Annotated in this window: 16 protein-coding genes; 2 read left to right on the top strand and 14 right to left on the bottom strand. The window is 70.2% G+C overall.

What is annotated here, in order from left to right:
• On the bottom strand, nt 1–837 hold an 837-nt coding region (locus tag VGO10_RS03055; RefSeq protein ID WP_327465023.1), incomplete at its 3' end, for a hypothetical protein.
• Between the two features lie 124 nt (nt 838–961).
• Here VGO10_RS03055 and ettA point away from each other — a divergent pair.
• Nucleotides 962–2,620, top strand: coding sequence for an energy-dependent translational throttle protein EttA (ettA, locus tag VGO10_RS03060; RefSeq protein ID WP_327465025.1), 1,659 nt, complete (start codon nt 962–964; stop codon nt 2,618–2,620).
• On the opposite strand, the gene VGO10_RS03065 is transcribed toward ettA, so the two are convergent.
• Both VGO10_RS03065 and VGO10_RS03070 read right to left on the bottom strand, forming a co-directional pair.
• Nucleotides 2,621–3,316 carry a haloacid dehalogenase-like hydrolase gene (locus VGO10_RS03065; protein ID WP_327465027.1) on the bottom strand — a complete coding sequence of 232 codons (696 nt, stop codon included), beginning with the start codon at nt 3,314–3,316 and terminating at the stop codon, nt 2,621–2,623.
• Nucleotides 3,317–3,319: 3 nt separating this feature from the next.
• Nucleotides 3,320–4,375 carry a M20/M25/M40 family metallo-hydrolase gene (locus VGO10_RS03070; protein ID WP_327465029.1) on the bottom strand — a complete coding sequence of 352 codons (1,056 nt, stop codon included), beginning with the start codon at nt 4,373–4,375 and terminating at the stop codon, nt 3,320–3,322.
• A gap of 216 nt (nt 4,376–4,591) precedes the next feature.
• On the opposite strand from VGO10_RS03070, the gene VGO10_RS03075 reads away from it, so the two are divergent.
• Nucleotides 4,592–4,993, top strand: coding sequence for a response regulator transcription factor (locus tag VGO10_RS03075; protein WP_327465031.1), 402 nt, complete (start codon nt 4,592–4,594; stop codon nt 4,991–4,993).
• A 36-nt stretch (nt 4,994–5,029) separates the two neighbouring features.
• Here the strand turns inward: VGO10_RS03075 and VGO10_RS03080 are convergent, their stop codons facing one another.
• From VGO10_RS03080 to VGO10_RS03130, 11 genes are all read right to left on the bottom strand, one after another.
• Complete coding sequence (locus VGO10_RS03080) at nt 5,030–7,873, bottom strand: aconitate hydratase (protein ID WP_327465033.1); 2,844 nt, start codon at nt 7,871–7,873, stop codon at nt 5,030–5,032.
• Between the two features lie 15 nt (nt 7,874–7,888).
• The gene (locus VGO10_RS03085) at nt 7,889–8,299 is read right to left on the bottom strand and encodes a type II toxin-antitoxin system VapC family toxin (RefSeq protein ID WP_327465035.1); all 411 of its coding nucleotides are present in this window, start codon (nt 8,297–8,299) and stop codon (nt 7,889–7,891) included.
• The gene (locus tag VGO10_RS03090; RefSeq protein ID WP_414642197.1) at nt 8,296–8,523 is read right to left on the bottom strand and encodes a CopG family transcriptional regulator; all 228 of its coding nucleotides are present in this window, start codon (nt 8,521–8,523) and stop codon (nt 8,296–8,298) included. Before VGO10_RS03090 ends, VGO10_RS03085 begins: the two co-directional genes overlap by 4 nt.
• A gap of 46 nt (nt 8,524–8,569) precedes the next feature.
• Nucleotides 8,570–9,268: a DsbA family protein gene (locus tag VGO10_RS03095; RefSeq protein ID WP_327465039.1), complete on the bottom strand. Its 699-nt coding sequence runs from the start codon at nt 9,266–9,268 to the stop codon at nt 8,570–8,572.
• Between the two features lie 40 nt (nt 9,269–9,308).
• Nucleotides 9,309–9,758 carry a vitamin K epoxide reductase family protein gene (locus tag VGO10_RS03100; RefSeq protein ID WP_327465041.1) on the bottom strand — a complete coding sequence of 150 codons (450 nt, stop codon included), beginning with the start codon at nt 9,756–9,758 and terminating at the stop codon, nt 9,309–9,311.
• Nucleotides 9,755–10,570: a DsbA family protein gene (locus tag VGO10_RS03105; protein ID WP_327465043.1), complete on the bottom strand. Its 816-nt coding sequence runs from the start codon at nt 10,568–10,570 to the stop codon at nt 9,755–9,757. Before VGO10_RS03105 ends, VGO10_RS03100 begins: the two co-directional genes overlap by 4 nt.
• A gap of 78 nt (nt 10,571–10,648) precedes the next feature.
• Nucleotides 10,649–11,353, bottom strand: a complete 705-nt coding sequence (locus VGO10_RS03110) for a YcnI family protein (RefSeq protein WP_327465045.1) — start codon at nt 11,351–11,353, stop codon at nt 10,649–10,651.
• A gap of 98 nt (nt 11,354–11,451) precedes the next feature.
• Nucleotides 11,452–11,778 (bottom strand): hypothetical protein, encoded by a 327-nt coding sequence (locus VGO10_RS03115; RefSeq protein WP_327465047.1) that lies wholly within the window; start codon nt 11,776–11,778, stop codon nt 11,452–11,454.
• A 59-nt stretch (nt 11,779–11,837) separates the two neighbouring features.
• Complete coding sequence (locus VGO10_RS03120) at nt 11,838–12,248, bottom strand: ATP-binding protein (protein WP_327465049.1); 411 nt, start codon at nt 12,246–12,248, stop codon at nt 11,838–11,840.
• A 76-nt stretch (nt 12,249–12,324) separates the two neighbouring features.
• Nucleotides 12,325–12,660, bottom strand: a complete 336-nt coding sequence (locus VGO10_RS03125) for a cupredoxin domain-containing protein (protein ID WP_327465051.1) — start codon at nt 12,658–12,660, stop codon at nt 12,325–12,327.
• Complete coding sequence (locus VGO10_RS03130) at nt 12,660–14,021, bottom strand: DUF1501 domain-containing protein (RefSeq protein WP_327465053.1); 1,362 nt, start codon at nt 14,019–14,021, stop codon at nt 12,660–12,662. The genes VGO10_RS03125 and VGO10_RS03130 overlap by 1 nt, the downstream gene beginning before the upstream one ends.
• Between the last annotated feature and the right edge of the window lie 3 nt (nt 14,022–14,024).

A 14,024-nucleotide genomic window follows, 5' to 3' on the forward strand; every position in this document is an offset into this window, starting at 1 on the left:
CGCCCCGATGTCCTCGTAGATGCGCGCGGCGAAGCGGTGGGGGGCAGGACGCTCGCCGTCCACACGTGCCCAATCGCGAACGGAGCGCGCCGCAGCATCCAGATTGCCTGCCTGCCAAAACGCCAGCGTCATCAGCCGCAGGACGCCCACGTTGCGCGGTTCGGCATCGCGCGCGTACACGAGCCGCTGCGCGGCGAGCACGTACTCACCTTCGCCCATCGCCCGCTGTGCTGCCGTCATGAAGCGCTCCACGCGCTCCTCCGCTGGGTCGGGCTTTGAGAAATCAACGAACTTCATGCTGCCAGCCGGCACCGTCCTCATGCCATGGCTGAACTTGACGCGCGCCCACTGCTGCACGTCCTCATCCTGCTCGCTATCGCCCGTGAAGTAGATGCCTTCTACGGTCCCCACCCCCCACTCCGGGTAGGACACGCAGCGTGCGTAGCGGTGCACCACCGAGTGATCGGGCACCCGGCTGCCGAAGGGATCGTTGCGCGCGCGGTCGGCGGCATGCTCGCGTGCGCGCTGCTCGGTTTCATAAGCGCGTCTGCCGGCCTCTTCGCGCGCCTGACGCGCCGCAGCCGCGCTCACCTTGACGGCGTTGCGCGACACTTTCCCACCGCGCGAGGTTTCCGCGAGGCGCTCGAGATGGTCGGCAGCCTCGTTGATCGCCTTCAAGTGACGCTCGTGCTCGAACTGCTTGCCGCTCGGCGCAATGTCCGGGTGCCAGCGCTTTGCCATACGCCGACGGGCGAGCTGCACGTCGCGCTTTTCGAACGGCGGCTCAATCTCCAGCAGGAGCATCTGCTGCTCTATGTCGAGGATCACCCCGGGCATGACCACAACACGTTACCGACCCCAGCCTGCCCGGTGCCAAGGGCCGTTCGAGCTAAGCCCTACCGGTTCTTGGCTCCCTTCTCGGACAGGCTCGGCATGCGCAGAGGTCCTATCCTGCAAGCCAGTGTCCTCTCAATACATCTTCACCATGCACCGCCTGTCGAAGCTGCACCCGCCCGACAAGACGGTGCTCAACGATCTCACGCTGGCCTTCTACCCGGGCGCCAAGATCGGCGTGCTGGGCTACAACGGCGCGGGCAAGTCGACGCTGCTGAAGATCATGGCCGGCATCGACACCGACTTCCGCAGCGGCGAGGCGATGCTCGCCCCCGGCGCGACCGTCGGCATGCTCCAGCAGGAGCCCGAGCTCGACGAGACCAAGACCGCGCGCGAGAACGTCGTTGATGGCGTCGCCGGGGTCAAGGCGCTGATGGATCGCTTCAACGAGCTGGCGGCCAACTACACCGACGAGACCGCCGACGAGTTCGCCGACCTGCAGGCCAAGATCGACGCGGTCGACGGCTGGAACCTCGACACGACGATCGACTACGCGATGGACGCGCTGCGCTGCCCGCCGTCGGATGCCGACGTCACCAAGCTCTCGGGCGGTGAGCGCCGCCGCATCGCGCTCTGCCGCCTGCTGCTCAGCGCTCCTGACCTGCTGCTGCTCGACGAGCCGACCAACCACCTCGACGCCGAGTCGGTCTCCTGGCTGGAGCGCTACCTGGCTGACTACAAGGGCGCCGTCGTGGCCGTGACCCACGATCGCTACTTCCTCGACAACGTCGCCGGCTGGATCCTCGAGCTCGACCGCGGCCGCGGCATCCCGTATGAGGGCAACTACACCGCCTGGCTGGAGCAGAAGGAGAAGCGCCTGGAGATGCAGGAGCGGCGCGACCTGGCCAAGGAGCGCGTGATCAAGGCCGAGCTCGAGTGGGTCCGCAAGAACCCCAAGGGCCGCCAGACCAAGCAGAAGGCGCGCGTCTCCAACTACGAGGCCTTGGTCGCCGAAGAGAAGAACATCAAGCTCGACGACGTCCAGATCCACATCCCGATCGCCACGCACCTGGGCAACGTCGTCGTGCAGGCCGACAAGCTGCGCAAGGGCTTCGGCGACAAGCTGCTGATCGACGACCTCGAGTTCGATCTGCCGCCCGGCGGCATCGTCGGCGTCATCGGCCCCAACGGCGCGGGCAAGACCACGCTCTTCAAGATGATCGCCGGCCAGGAGGAGCCCGATGAGGGCACCATGCGCATCGGCGACACGGTGCAGATCTCCTACGTCGACCAGAGCCGCGACTCGCTCGACGGCGAGAAGTCGGTCTGGGAGGAGATCTCCGGCGGGCTGGAGCAGATCACGGTCGGCACGCGCGTCATGAACTCGCGCGCGTACACGAGCGGGTTCAACTTCAAGAAGGCCGAGCAGCAGAAGAAGATCAAGATGCTCTCGGGCGGTGAGCGCAACCGCGTGCACCTGGCCAAGCTGCTGCGCACCGGCGGCAACCTGTTGCTGTTGGACGAGCCGACCAACGACCTCGACACCGACACGCTGCGCGCGCTCGAAGAGGCGCTGCTCAACTACGCCGGCTGCGCGGTGGTCATCTCCCACGATCGCTGGTTCCTGGATCGCGTCGCCACGCACGTGCTCGCGTTCGAGGGCGACTCGAAGGTGACGTGGTTCGAGGGCAACTTCGAGGCCTACGAGCAGTGGCGCCACGACACGCTCGGCGACGAGGCCGACCGGCCGCATCGCATCACCTACAAGAAGCTGACGCGGACCTAGTTAGGGGACAAGCCCGGGGATCCGCGCCAGCGCGGCGGGGATCTCGCGGGCCATGTCGATCACGACGTCGGCGCCGGAGAGGTCAGACGGGCGAAACGGGCCCGTCGCGACCGCGATGACGTGGACGCCGTCGGCGCGCGCGCAGGCGATGTCGCGGGGCGTGTCGCCGATGACGACGGTCTGCTCTCTCGGATACGGCTGACCGTCGACGGCATGGCGGGCGCGCGCGATCTCCGGCAGGTCGCTGCGGTCCTCGGAGTCCGAGCCGAAGGCGCCCTGGCCGCGCGCGAAGTGATGGCCGATGCCGGCGCGGTCGACCTTGACGCGCGCGACGCACTCGAGGTTGCCGGTCAGCAGCGCGAGGTCGACGTCGTCGCGCGCGGCAAGCAGGTCGAGCACCTCCGGCACGCCGGGCGCCAGGTGCGCCGACAGGTCGTCGGGACAGCGGTGGGCGTAGTCGGCGCAGGCCATGGCGCGGACGTCGCGCGCACGGTCGTCGATGCGCTCGGCCGGTACGCCGGCCAGCGTCAGGATCGAGCGGGCGATCGCGTCGTCGGTGCGGCCGGCGGCCTCGACCTTGCCGGCCGGGATCTCCTCGAGCTCGTGGATCCGGCGCAGGGCGGCGTGGATCGACTCGGCGTGCTCACGCGACGCCTTGAGCAGCAGCGTGCCGTCGATGTCGAAGAGCAACAACAAGGGCTAGCGCTCGAAGGAGGTCCCTGCCGCCAGGCCGTGGGCAAACGCCGCGACGAGCTTGGCGGCGTTGAGCACGTCGTCGAGCTGCACGAGCTCGACCGGGGAGTGCATGTAGCGCAGCGGCAGACTGATCAGGCCGGTCGGGATGCCTGAGCGGCTGATGTGGATCGCGTCGGCATCGGTGCCCGTGAAGCGCGCCGAGGCCGAGAGCGTGTGCGGGATCTCCTGTGCCTCGGCGGTCTCCAGCAGCAGGTCGGAGATCTGCGGGTGGATGATCGAGCCGCGCTCGATCACCGGCCCCGAGCCGAGCGGGTGGCTGCCGTTCTCGCGCTCGTCGACGCCGGGTGCGTCGGTCGCGTGGGTCACGTCGACGACGATCGCGACGTCGGGGCGCACCGCGTGCGCGAACGTGCGCGCGCCGGCGAAGGTGATCTCCTCCTGGACGGCGGCGACCGCGACGACATCGCCGGCGGCGACGCCGGCCTCGGCGACCAGGCGCGCGGCCTCGTAGGCGACAAAGCAGCCAAGGCGGTTGTCCATGGCGCGGGCGATGACGCGGTCGTTGGGCAGCTCGACGGGATCGCCGGCGATGACCGCGACGTCGCCGATGCGCACCAGCTTCTTGGCCTCGTCGCCGTCCTTGGCGCCGATGTCGATGTGCAGGTCCTTCATCTCGGCCGCGGTCTTGCGCTCCTCGGGCTTGAGGAGGTGGATCGGCTTCTTGCCGACGACACCGGGGATGACGCCGTCGCGCGTGCTGACCTCGACGCGCTGGCCGACGAGGATGCCCGGGTCCCAGCCGCCGACGCCGATGACGGCGAGGTAACCCTTGTCGTCGATGTGGGTGACGATCAGGCCGATCTCGTCGATGTGGCCGACAACGGCGACGGTCGGGCCTTCGCCGGTGCCGCTGACGCGGGCCGTCACGGTGCCCATGACGTCGGTGTGGACCTCGGCAAACGGCGCGCAGGCGGCGGCGAAGGCCTTGGCCGGCGCGGTCTCATAGCCCGACGGGCCGGTGGCGGTGAGCAGGCTGCGCAGGACGTCGGGGAGGGCCATCCGCGGCAGGCTATCGCGCGCCCTGGCGGCGTCGAGGGACGATTCGCGGTCGCTCTGCGGCCATCAGTCGTCCCTCGACGGGCTGTGTGGGCTCATGGAGGTGACGCGATCGCTTGCGCACGGCCGTAACCTCCGGCGCGTTTCGCCGTTGCAGATGGTGCGGGAACCCGTACCGACACGGGCTGCCGCCTCGATCAGAGTGCTTGGCCCCTCCCCATGATCCGCGTACTTGTCGTCGACGACCACCCCGTCCTCCGTGCAGGGCTTGAAGCCGTGCTCCGTGCCGAGCCCGGCTTTCGCTGCGTGGGCGGCGCGGAGGACGGCGAGCGGATGTGGGTCCTGCTGCGCCGCACGCGCCCGGACGTCGTCGTCCTCGACCATCGCCTGGGCGAAGAGGACGGCATCGAGCTCTGCCGCGCGCTGCGCGCCGAGCCCGACCCGCCGTCGGTCCTGCTCTACACCGCCGACCCGAACAGCGCCACGCAACGCTCGGCGTTAGAGGCCGGAGCGTCGGGAATCGTCGACAAGGCCATCGACGTCGGCGCCCTCTTCGACGCCATCCGCGTGGCGGGGCGGCGGGCGGGCGGGTCCGCGGCCTCCGCGAGCGCCGTGGCCTGAGGCGGCAGCCCGAGCCGGGCCGCCGCCCATGTGCTCCTACGCCGCGTCGGCCAGCAGCTGGCGCAGCACGTAGCGCAGGATGCCGCCGTGGCGGAAGTAGTCGGCCTCCTTGGGCGTGTCGATGCGGACGCGAGCCTTGAAGGAGATGTCGCCGGCCTGCACGTCGACCTCGCGCGGCAGGTCGCCGGCGTTCAGCGGCTCGGCGAAGCCGGTGATCGTGAGCTGCTCCTCGCCGGTCAGGCCGAGTGAGTCGGCGGTCTCACCCTCGGGGAACTGCAGCGGCAGCACGCCCATCCCCACCAGGTTGGAGCGGTGGATGCGCTCGAAGGAGACCGCGATGACGGCGCGGACGCCGAGCAGGTTGGTGCCCTTGGCCGCCCAGTCGCGCGAGGAGCCCGAGCCGTACTCGGCGCCGCCGAGGACGACGAGCGGGATGCCGTCGGCGAGGTACTGCTCGCTGGCCTCGAAGATCGGGGTCTGCTCGCCGTCCGGCAGGTGGCGGGTCACCCCACCCTCGGTGCCCGGCGCGAGCTGGTTCCGCAGGCGGATGTTCGCGAACGTCCCGCGGATCATCACCTCGTGGTTGCCGCGCCGCGACCCATAGGAGTTGAAGTCCTTGGGCTCGACGCCGCGCCCCTGGAGGTACGCGCCGGCCGGGCCGTCCTTCTTGATCGCGCCCGCGGGCGAGATGTGGTCGGTCGTGACCGAGTCCCCCAACTTGGCCAGCACCCGCGCGTCGACGATGTCCTGCACCGGCGACGGGTCGGCCTCCATGCCCTCGAAGTACGGCGCCTTGGCGATGTAGGTGGAGTCCTCGCTCCAGGCGTAGCGGTCGCCGGTCGGGACCTCGAGCCCCTGCCAGTTGGCGTCGCCGTCGAAGACCTGGCCGTAGGAGGAGCGGAACATGTCGGACTGCACCGCCTCCTCCACCGTGCGCGCGACCTCGGCCGTCGAGGGCCAGATGTCCTTCAGGTAGACCTCGGCGCCGCCGGCGTCGCGGCCCAGCGGCTCTCCGATCAAGTCGATGTCCATGGTCCCGGCGATCGCGTAAGCCACCACCAACGGCGGCGAGGCCAAGTAGTTCATCTTGACGTCGGGGTTGATGCGCCCCTCGAAGTTGCGGTTGCCCGACAGCACCGAGGTGACCGCGAGGTCGCCCTGCTGGACGGCGGCGCTGATCTCGTCCGGCAGCGGGCCCGAGTTGCCGATGCAGGTCGTGCAGCCGTAGCCCACCAGGTTGAAGCCCAGCGCCTCGAGGTCACCGGTCAGCCCGGCGCGCTCGTAGTACTCGGTGACGACCTTGGAGCCCGGCGCCAGCGACGTCTTGACCCACGGCGCGCGCGTCAGCCCGCGGGCGACCGCGTTGCGGGCCAGCAGGCCCGCGGCGAGCATCACCGACGGGTTGGAGGTGTTGGTGCAGGAGGTGATCGCAGCGATCACGACGTGGCCGTGGTCGAGGTCGAACTCCTCGCCGTCGAGCGCCGTGTGGACGGCGGTCGCCGAGCGCTCCGCGATCACGGTGCCCGCCGCCACGGCGCCCGCGGGCGCGTCGTCGGCGTCGTGGGGATCGGGCGAGTGGCCGGGCGCGCCGTTGGCCGGCGGGTCCGAAGCGGGGAACGACTCGGCGATCGCCTCGTCGTGGCCGTGGCCGAGGTCGGCCGCCTCGTCCTCGCCGAGCAGCTCGGCCAGCGAGGCGCGGAAGCCCTCCTTCGCACCGCTGAGCGCGATGCGGTCCTGCGGGCGCTTCGGGCCGGCCAGCGACGGCTCGACCGTCGAGAGGTCGAGCTCGACGACGTCGGTGAACGTCGGCTCCTCGGCCTGCTCGTCGTGCCAGAGGCCCTGCTCCTTGGCATAGGCCTCGACCAGGTCGATGAGTTCCTTCGGCCGACCGCTGAACGCCATGTAGCGCAGCGTCTCGGCGTCGATCGGGAAGATCGCGCAGGTCGAGCCGAACTCCGGGCTCATGTTGCCGATCGTCGCGCGGTCGGCCAGCGGCAGCGCCGTGACGCCCGGGCCGAAGAACTCCACGAACTTGCCGACGACGCCCTTCTTGCGCAGGATCTCGGTGACGGTCAGCACGAGGTCGGTGGCGGTCGCGCCCTCGGGCAGCTCGCCGCCGAGCTTGAAGCCGATGACCTGCGGGATCAGCATCGACATCGGCTGGCCGAGCATCGCGGCCTCGGCCTCGATGCCGCCGACGCCCCAGCCCAGGACGCCCAGGCCGTTGATCATCGTGGTGTGCGAGTCGGTGCCGACGAGCGTGTCGGGATAGGCGGTGTTCGACTTGTCGTCGACGAAGACCGTGCGCGCCAAGTACTCCAAGTTGACCTGGTGGACGATGCCGGTGTCCGGCGGGACGACCTTGAAGGTCTCGAACGCGTCCTGGCCCCACTTGAGGAACTCGTAGCGCTCCTGGTTGCGCTCGAACTCGCGCTCGGCGTTGAACGCGAACGCGGTGCGGGTGCCGAACTCGTCGACCTGCACCGAGTGGTCGATGACCAGCTCGGCGGGGACGAGCGGCTCGATCTTGGCGGGGTCGCCGCCGAGGTCGGCCATCGCGTCGCGCATCGCGGCGAGGTCGACGACGGCGGGCACGCCGGTGAAGTCCTGCATGACCACGCGCGCGGGCGTGAAGGCGATCTCCTTGGAGGGCTCGGCCTTGGCGTCCCACGTGGCGAGCGCCTCGATGTCAGCCGCGTCGACCGCGCCGTTGCCCTCGGTGCGCAGGAGGTTCTCGAGCAGGATCTTGAGGCTGAACGGCAGCCGCGCGACGTCGAACTTCGACTGCAGCGCGTTCAGACGGAAGATCGTCAGCTCACGGTCGCCGACCTTCAGCGTGCCGCGGGCGTCGAACGAGTTGGGGTGGTTGTGGGGAGCCATGGGGTCGTGGTCCTTTCAGCGATCGTCGGGAAGCACCACGAAGGGCTCCCCGTCGGGGGTCAAGACGGAGCGGAAGTGCTGGTCGAAGGTGGCGATGCGGTTGGTGCGCAAGATGCCGGCGAGGGCGGCCAAGGAGGCATCGGTGAGTCCGAGGAAGGGATGCCGGCGGGCGATGCGGATCGTTTCGTGCAGGCCTTCAGCCCACCAGCGAAGACCGAAGGCGCCATCGTCGAAGTTGTCCCAGAGGACGCGCGCCGCCGGCTCGCCACCGTACTTTGTGACGAGGTAGTCCATCTCGTTGAGCGCGAGCGGCGTCGTGATGAGATCCTCGTCGGTCTCGACGTACCAATCCATCGCTTCGGCATGTCGCGAGCTCTGTTCGACGAACAGCGCGACGAGGAAGTTCGTGTCGAGGACGACGCTCAACTCTCGCCCATACCATCCATGTACCTCTCCGCGTTCTCGGCGAGGTCATGCGGCACGGGACCCTTGATCATCCCGATGCCCTTGGCCTTCGGGCGCCGCGGCTTGGCCACTACGCCCTCCAGGCTCCGGCGGATCAACTCCGCCTTCGTGACGCCCTCTTCGGCCGCCTTCCGCGCAAGCCCGTGGTCGAGCTCCTCGTCGAGGTAGATGCTGGTCTTCTTCAGCACGCTACGTAGGGTAGCACCCTACGTAGCCGCCGCAAGCCGCATGTCAGACCGTCTTGAGCAGCGTCGCGTTGATCGCCTTGGCCAGGTCCTCGGCCGAGACGACGCCCGGCGCGACCGGCGTCAGATCCGTGTCGTCGGTCCCGATCATGAGCGTCGGCGTCGAGCTGACCGCGTACCGGCGCTGCAGGCTGTAGACCGCCCCGAGCTCGTCGCGGACCGCTGCCGAAGTCCGCGCTTTCATGGCCCGCGAGAGGTCGAGGCCGTGGACGCCGCCGAGCACGCCACGCAGGAAGCGGTCGGTCACGTAGCCGCTGTTCTCCTGGCCCTGGACGTCGTAGAAGCGCATCGACGCGTCCCACATCCGGTTCTGAAGACCGGCGGCCATCACCGCCTTGTTGGCCTTCGCGGAGTCCTCGCCGAGGATCGCGGTCAGCCGCAGCTCCATCTTGACCTTGCCCGTGCGGATGTAGCGCGCGACGATGTCCGGCCACGACTCGGCGGCGAACTGGCGGCAGTACGGGCACTGCAAGTCGGCGAACTCGACGAGCAGGACCGGCGCCTTGGGATTGCCGAGCGTGAGTCGGTTCTGCGGAATCCCACGCAGAATGGACGTGACATCGCGGACCGACGGCGCGCGCGGCGCGGTCGGATTCGACCCGTTGCTGGAGACGAGGACCGCCGCGAGGACGATCGCCGCGGCGGCGCCCACCAGGACGGAGAACAGGGTCAGACGGCGGCTCATGCGACCTCCAAGCCTGTCATGCCGGATGTGCCGCGGGATGTCAGTCTGCCGGACCGTCAGCGACCGGCATGGCGACCGCCGCCGGCTCGCGCAGCAGCCGGAGCGTGCAGACGATCGCCAGCCCCGTCATCAGGATCGCGCTCCCGACGCACCACTGGCAGATCGCGTCGATGGTGAAGAGCTCGCGGTAGGTCAGGTACAGCGAGAACCCGAAACCGACCAGCGCGACCAGCGCCGCGACCATCCGCGCGGTCTCGCCCTGGGGCGCGAGCAGCGCGCCGAGCAGCGCGATGTAGCCGAGCAGGCCCAGCAGCGCCACCGGAATGCCAGCGAGCTTCGCGTAGTCGGAGGTCTGCACCTTGTGGCAGCCGTGCGCGATGTTGCAGACCGGATCGATGTCGGCGTAGTGCACGTACACCAGGTAGCCGGCGATCCCGATCCCCAGCACCGCCAGGACGAGCCCGGCGGTGCGCAGCGCGCGGTCGCTCACCGACCGCCCTTGGCGGCGAGCGCCGCGTCGACCAGCTTGCCAACCCCGGCGGCGGTCGGCTGACCCTCGCCGTCGGTCTTGAGCTGGCCGCCCGTGGGGCCGACGAGGATCGTCGGCGTCCCCGTCACGCCATAGCGGTCAGACAGCGTCTTGGCGGCGGCGATCTCCTGGCTGACCGCCGAGGAACCAGCGCCCGCAATCGCCTTGGCGGCATCCGCGCCGGCACCGGTGAGCACCTTGGTGAGGAAGGCGTCGGTCACGTAGCCCGAGTTCTCCTCGCCCTGGTTGCGGTAGAGCAGGTCGGCGCTGTTCCAGAGCTTGTTCTGCTGCCCGGCGGCGCTGAGCACGCCGGCCGCCGTCACCGAGTCGGGCCCGATGAAGGTCAGCAGGCGCAGCTCCATCTTGGCCTTGCCGGTGCGCACGTACTTCTGCACCACCGCCGGCATCTCGTTCAAGGTGTACTCCTTGCAGAACGGACACTGGGGATCGGCGAACTCGACGATCGTCACCGGCGCGTTCGCGTTGCCGAGCGTGATGCCCTGCTGCGGGATGCCGCCGATGAGGCTCTTGGTCGCCGCGACGCCTTGCAGCGCGCCGCCGGCACCGGCGCCGGAGGACTTCTTGGACGAACCGCCGGAGGAGACGGCGATCGCCACGATCACGATGACGACCGCGGCGGCGAGCAGCGCGCCGAGTTGGGTGAGGCGCTTGCGCCGCGCGGCGACGCCCGCCGCGGCCTGCTCGTGCTCGAGGCGCTGTGCGCGCGCAGCGTCGCGACGCTCGCGCTTGGTGGGGGTGTTCTGCTGGGACATGGTGGGGTCAGTCCAAAGGGTAGGGAGAGGGGACCCCGCGCCGCGACGGTGAAAACGCCGCGGCGCGGGTGCGGTGAGCTACGCGCGTCGGCGCGCGGACGTGAGGCCGGCGCCACCGGCCAAGAGGCCGAGCGCGCCGACGATCAACGCGATGATCGCGAGGGTGTCGGAGTCGGAGTCGTCGGTGCTGCTGACGGCTGTGACAGGCGCCGAGGTGTTCTCGGTCGTCGCCGTGTCGCCCCCGGCTGCCGGCGCCGCCGCAGCGTGGTCGGCAGCCGCTGCCGTGACCTGCACCTGCGGTGCGGGCTTGTCGGCATCGGGCGCGCCGATCCAGCGGGCGATCGTCCCGTCGCTGTAGGTCTGCAGCGCCTTGAAGGTCAACGTGTCACCGGCCTTGCCGGGAATCTGCACCGAGAGCGGGAAGTCCTGGAACTGCCCCGGCGCGATGCCGTCGGCCTTAGACGCCGCCGTCCAGGTGATGGTCTTGACGCCCTCGGTGACCTCGCCGTCGTCGGTCTTGACCGGCGTTGCCAGCTGCTCCTTGACGACCTTCACCGACCAGCCCGGGACCGTCTGGTAGGAGGCCTCGGCAAAGCCCGCGGGGAACTGGACGGCGACCTTGGTGGTGACCGCGTCGTCGGTCTCGTTGGGGACGCGAACGTCCTCCACCACGTAGGAGCCGGCAGCCGCCATCTTGGGCTGCACGGTGACGTGGGCCTCGGCGACGGCGGGTGCGGCAACGGTGGCCAGTGTGGCCACGGAGGCAAAGGTAATGCGCTTCATGTTCTTAATGTCCTTGGTATGGCTCGACAACGGTCAGCCCGCGCGCCGGCATCGGCGCACAGGGTCGATCAGCGATCGCAGGAGCGATCAGCGATGGATCAGGTGACCGTGAGCGGCGGCCCGCGCTCGGCGAGCGCGGCCGCGAGGAGGCGGCCGCCGCGCACCAGCGTGGCGCGGGGCCGCGGGCGCGGCCGCGGCGCGGAGGCCGGGCGCACGCGGCGATGCGGCCGCGAGCGCCGGGCGGCGAGCCGCTCCAGCGTGTCGGCGCCGACGTAGCGGCCGGCCAGCAGCGGGACCAGCAGCACCAACGCCGGCGACAGCAGCAACAGACCCGTGTCGAGGCCGGTGATCGTCGCCGCAAGCGCCACAACGACGCCGAGAACGGCGACGATGAGCAGCGGGCGGAGGTCCCGGCGGACGGGCATACGCGAAGAAACTGTACGCGGTCGCAACCGCGGATGCGGACGTTGGACTGCCGCGCCGCTCAGTCGTCGCGGTCGAAGCGCCCGCTGCGGCGATCGACCTCGAACCACACGCGACACCCGCGGGCGGTCCGTTCCACGCCCCAGCGCGACGCCAGCTTGTCGACCAGCCGCAGGCCGAAGCCCGCCGTCTCGTGGCGGATCTCGGGGTCGAAGCCCGGTCCATGATCGGCCACCTCGACGCGGACATGATCGTCGGTGAGCCGCGCGTGGAAGACGATCCGCTCAGCCGGGTTCAGCGGACCGGCGTGCCGGACGGCGTTGCCGACCAACTCGGAGGTCAGCAGCGACACGGTGTGATCGAGGTCCGGGCTGAGGCCACGCTCACGCAGCGAGTGGCGCGCGGCCCGCACCGCGTCGGGGACGGGAGCAAAGGCGAGCAGGATGTCGGTGCTGGTGGGGGTCAAGATCATGAGGGAGGCGGGGCACGGCGTGCGGCGGTACGAGAAGGGTCACCTCTCCGGCCATCCCTCAATCATCGGCTTTCCCTCAGCGGACGACCTTCAGCGTCGCGCGCATGCCGCGCGCCTCGTGGTCGGCGATCGTGCAGACCAGCTGATAGCTCCCGATCCGCCGCAGCGTCAGGCGCAATGTCGCCGTGCTGCCCGGCTTTACGACCGCCGTCAGGCCTGCCACGCGCCGACCCTTGCGCCGGATGACAAGGTCGTGCACGTCTTCGCCCAGATTCTTGATGTTGAACTTCAACGCGCCAGGATGGACGCGCGGGCGGTAGACGGCGATGGCGAACTCGCGCTCCCCGATGCCGATCGCGGTCGGCGCGCGAGCGCTGTGAACCGCCGCGGGCGGGACGTCCTGCGCGAGCATCAGCTGCGAACCAGCGCGACCTGCCCGAACTGCCCCGCGCCCGGGATGACCTCGGCCGGGTCGGTGCCCATCCACTGCCCCAGCAGGCTGCCGTAGACGCGCCGGAAGTCGACGGTCACCTTGAGGTTCTTCTCACGATCGAGGTCGGTCAGCGAGGGGTACTCGGTCAGCACCCCGCCCAGCGCGCGCGGACCCTGGACCCATGCGACGCCGCCGGCGCCGTGGTCGGTCCCGCCGGACTTGTTGGCCTCCGGCCGGCGGCCGAACTCCGACCACACGAAGGTCAGCACGCGATTGGCGACGCCGCGCGCCTCGAGATCGGCCTGGAAGGTGGCGAGCGCCTCGCCGACGGCGCCGAGGTCGCGGTCCAGCGTCTGGGCCTGGCCCTCGTGGGTGTCGAACTCGCCGTCGGCGTCGACGGTCGCCATCCGGATCCCGAGCGGCTGGGCGATCAGCCCGGCGAGGACCTTCAGTCGATCGGCGGTGTCGTTGTTCTCCGGGTAGGTCACGGGCCCCGCGAGCGGGTCGGGAGACGTGTCGTCCTTCTTGCGAAACGGTGCGAGCTGTGCCGAGACCGAGTGGGCCAGGCGCGCGGCGCGCGCAGCCGAGGCCGGCCCCGCAGATGTCGGCCCCGCCCGCCCCGACCGCGAGAGCGCCGCGTAGGCGTCGACCGCCGCGGTCCCCCAGTCGCCCCACACGCTCCACATCGACAGCTCCGCGTCGCCCGGATCGGAGATCGAGGCGACCGGCGCGTTGACCGCGCGCAGCGTCGGGGAGAGGCCGTAGCCGGCGCTCAGCCCCTGCAGCGGGTTGTCGGCGCTGCCGTGGCGATCCAGCCAGCGGCCGAGCCAGCCCGACACCGACTGCTGGGAGACCATGCCCGTCTCCCAGAACGCGCGCGAGGCGAAGTGCGACAGGTTGGGGTTGGCGTAGTCGATGCCTGGCAGGAAGCCGATCTGCCCGCGATCGAAGAGCCCCTTGAGGCCGCCGCCCGGGCCGCGCGACAGCGACGGATGCAGCCCCAGCGAGGTGCCCGCCAGCGCCAGCGGCGCCGCGGGCGAGACGCCGCTGCGCAGGTCGCGCAGCGCGCCCTCCTGGTCGAGCGGCATCAGCGTGTCGAGCAGGTCCAGACCACCGGGAAGGAAGACCGAGACGAGGATCGGCGCGTCGGGCGCGGCGGCAGCTTCGGCCGCCGCGGCATCGAGCAGGTGCGCCGTCGGCAGCATGTTGGCCGCGTAGACCGTGACGCCCGCGCCGATGCCCCACTTGAGCATCTGGCGGCGCGTCAGCACGTCGCGTCGCGCGGCCTCGCTGGCGCGATGGAAGTCCTGACAGGCGGCGTGCGCGCGGAAGCGAGGCATCGA

It is taken from the genome of Baekduia sp. (genome assembly GCF_035996765.1).
Lineage (GTDB): Bacteria > Actinomycetota > Thermoleophilia > Solirubrobacterales > Solirubrobacteraceae > Baekduia.

Excerpts from the sequence above, each read along its gene's own strand:
- VGO10_RS03070 (WP_327465029.1), bottom strand. The coding sequence starts at position 4,375 with ATGGCCCTCCCCGACGTCCTGCGCAGCCTGCTCACCGCCACCGGCCCG.
- VGO10_RS03075 (WP_327465031.1), top strand. The coding sequence starts at position 4,592 with ATGATCCGCGTACTTGTCGTCGACGACCACCCCGTCCTCCGTGCAGGG.
- VGO10_RS03080 (WP_327465033.1), bottom strand. The coding sequence starts at position 7,873 with ATGGCTCCCCACAACCACCCCAACTCGTTCGACGCCCGCGGCACGCTG.
- VGO10_RS03095 (WP_327465039.1), bottom strand. The coding sequence starts at position 9,268 with ATGAGCCGCCGTCTGACCCTGTTCTCCGTCCTGGTGGGCGCCGCCGCG.
- VGO10_RS03105 (WP_327465043.1), bottom strand. The coding sequence starts at position 10,570 with ATGTCCCAGCAGAACACCCCCACCAAGCGCGAGCGTCGCGACGCTGCG.
- VGO10_RS03110 (WP_327465045.1), bottom strand. The coding sequence starts at position 11,353 with ATGAAGCGCATTACCTTTGCCTCCGTGGCCACACTGGCCACCGTTGCC.
- VGO10_RS03115 (WP_327465047.1), bottom strand. The coding sequence starts at position 11,778 with ATGCCCGTCCGCCGGGACCTCCGCCCGCTGCTCATCGTCGCCGTTCTC.
- VGO10_RS03120 (WP_327465049.1), bottom strand. The coding sequence starts at position 12,248 with ATGATCTTGACCCCCACCAGCACCGACATCCTGCTCGCCTTTGCTCCC.
- VGO10_RS03125 (WP_327465051.1), bottom strand. The coding sequence starts at position 12,660 with ATGCTCGCGCAGGACGTCCCGCCCGCGGCGGTTCACAGCGCTCGCGCG.
- VGO10_RS03130 (WP_327465053.1), bottom strand. The coding sequence starts at position 14,021 with ATGCCTCGCTTCCGCGCGCACGCCGCCTGTCAGGACTTCCATCGCGCC.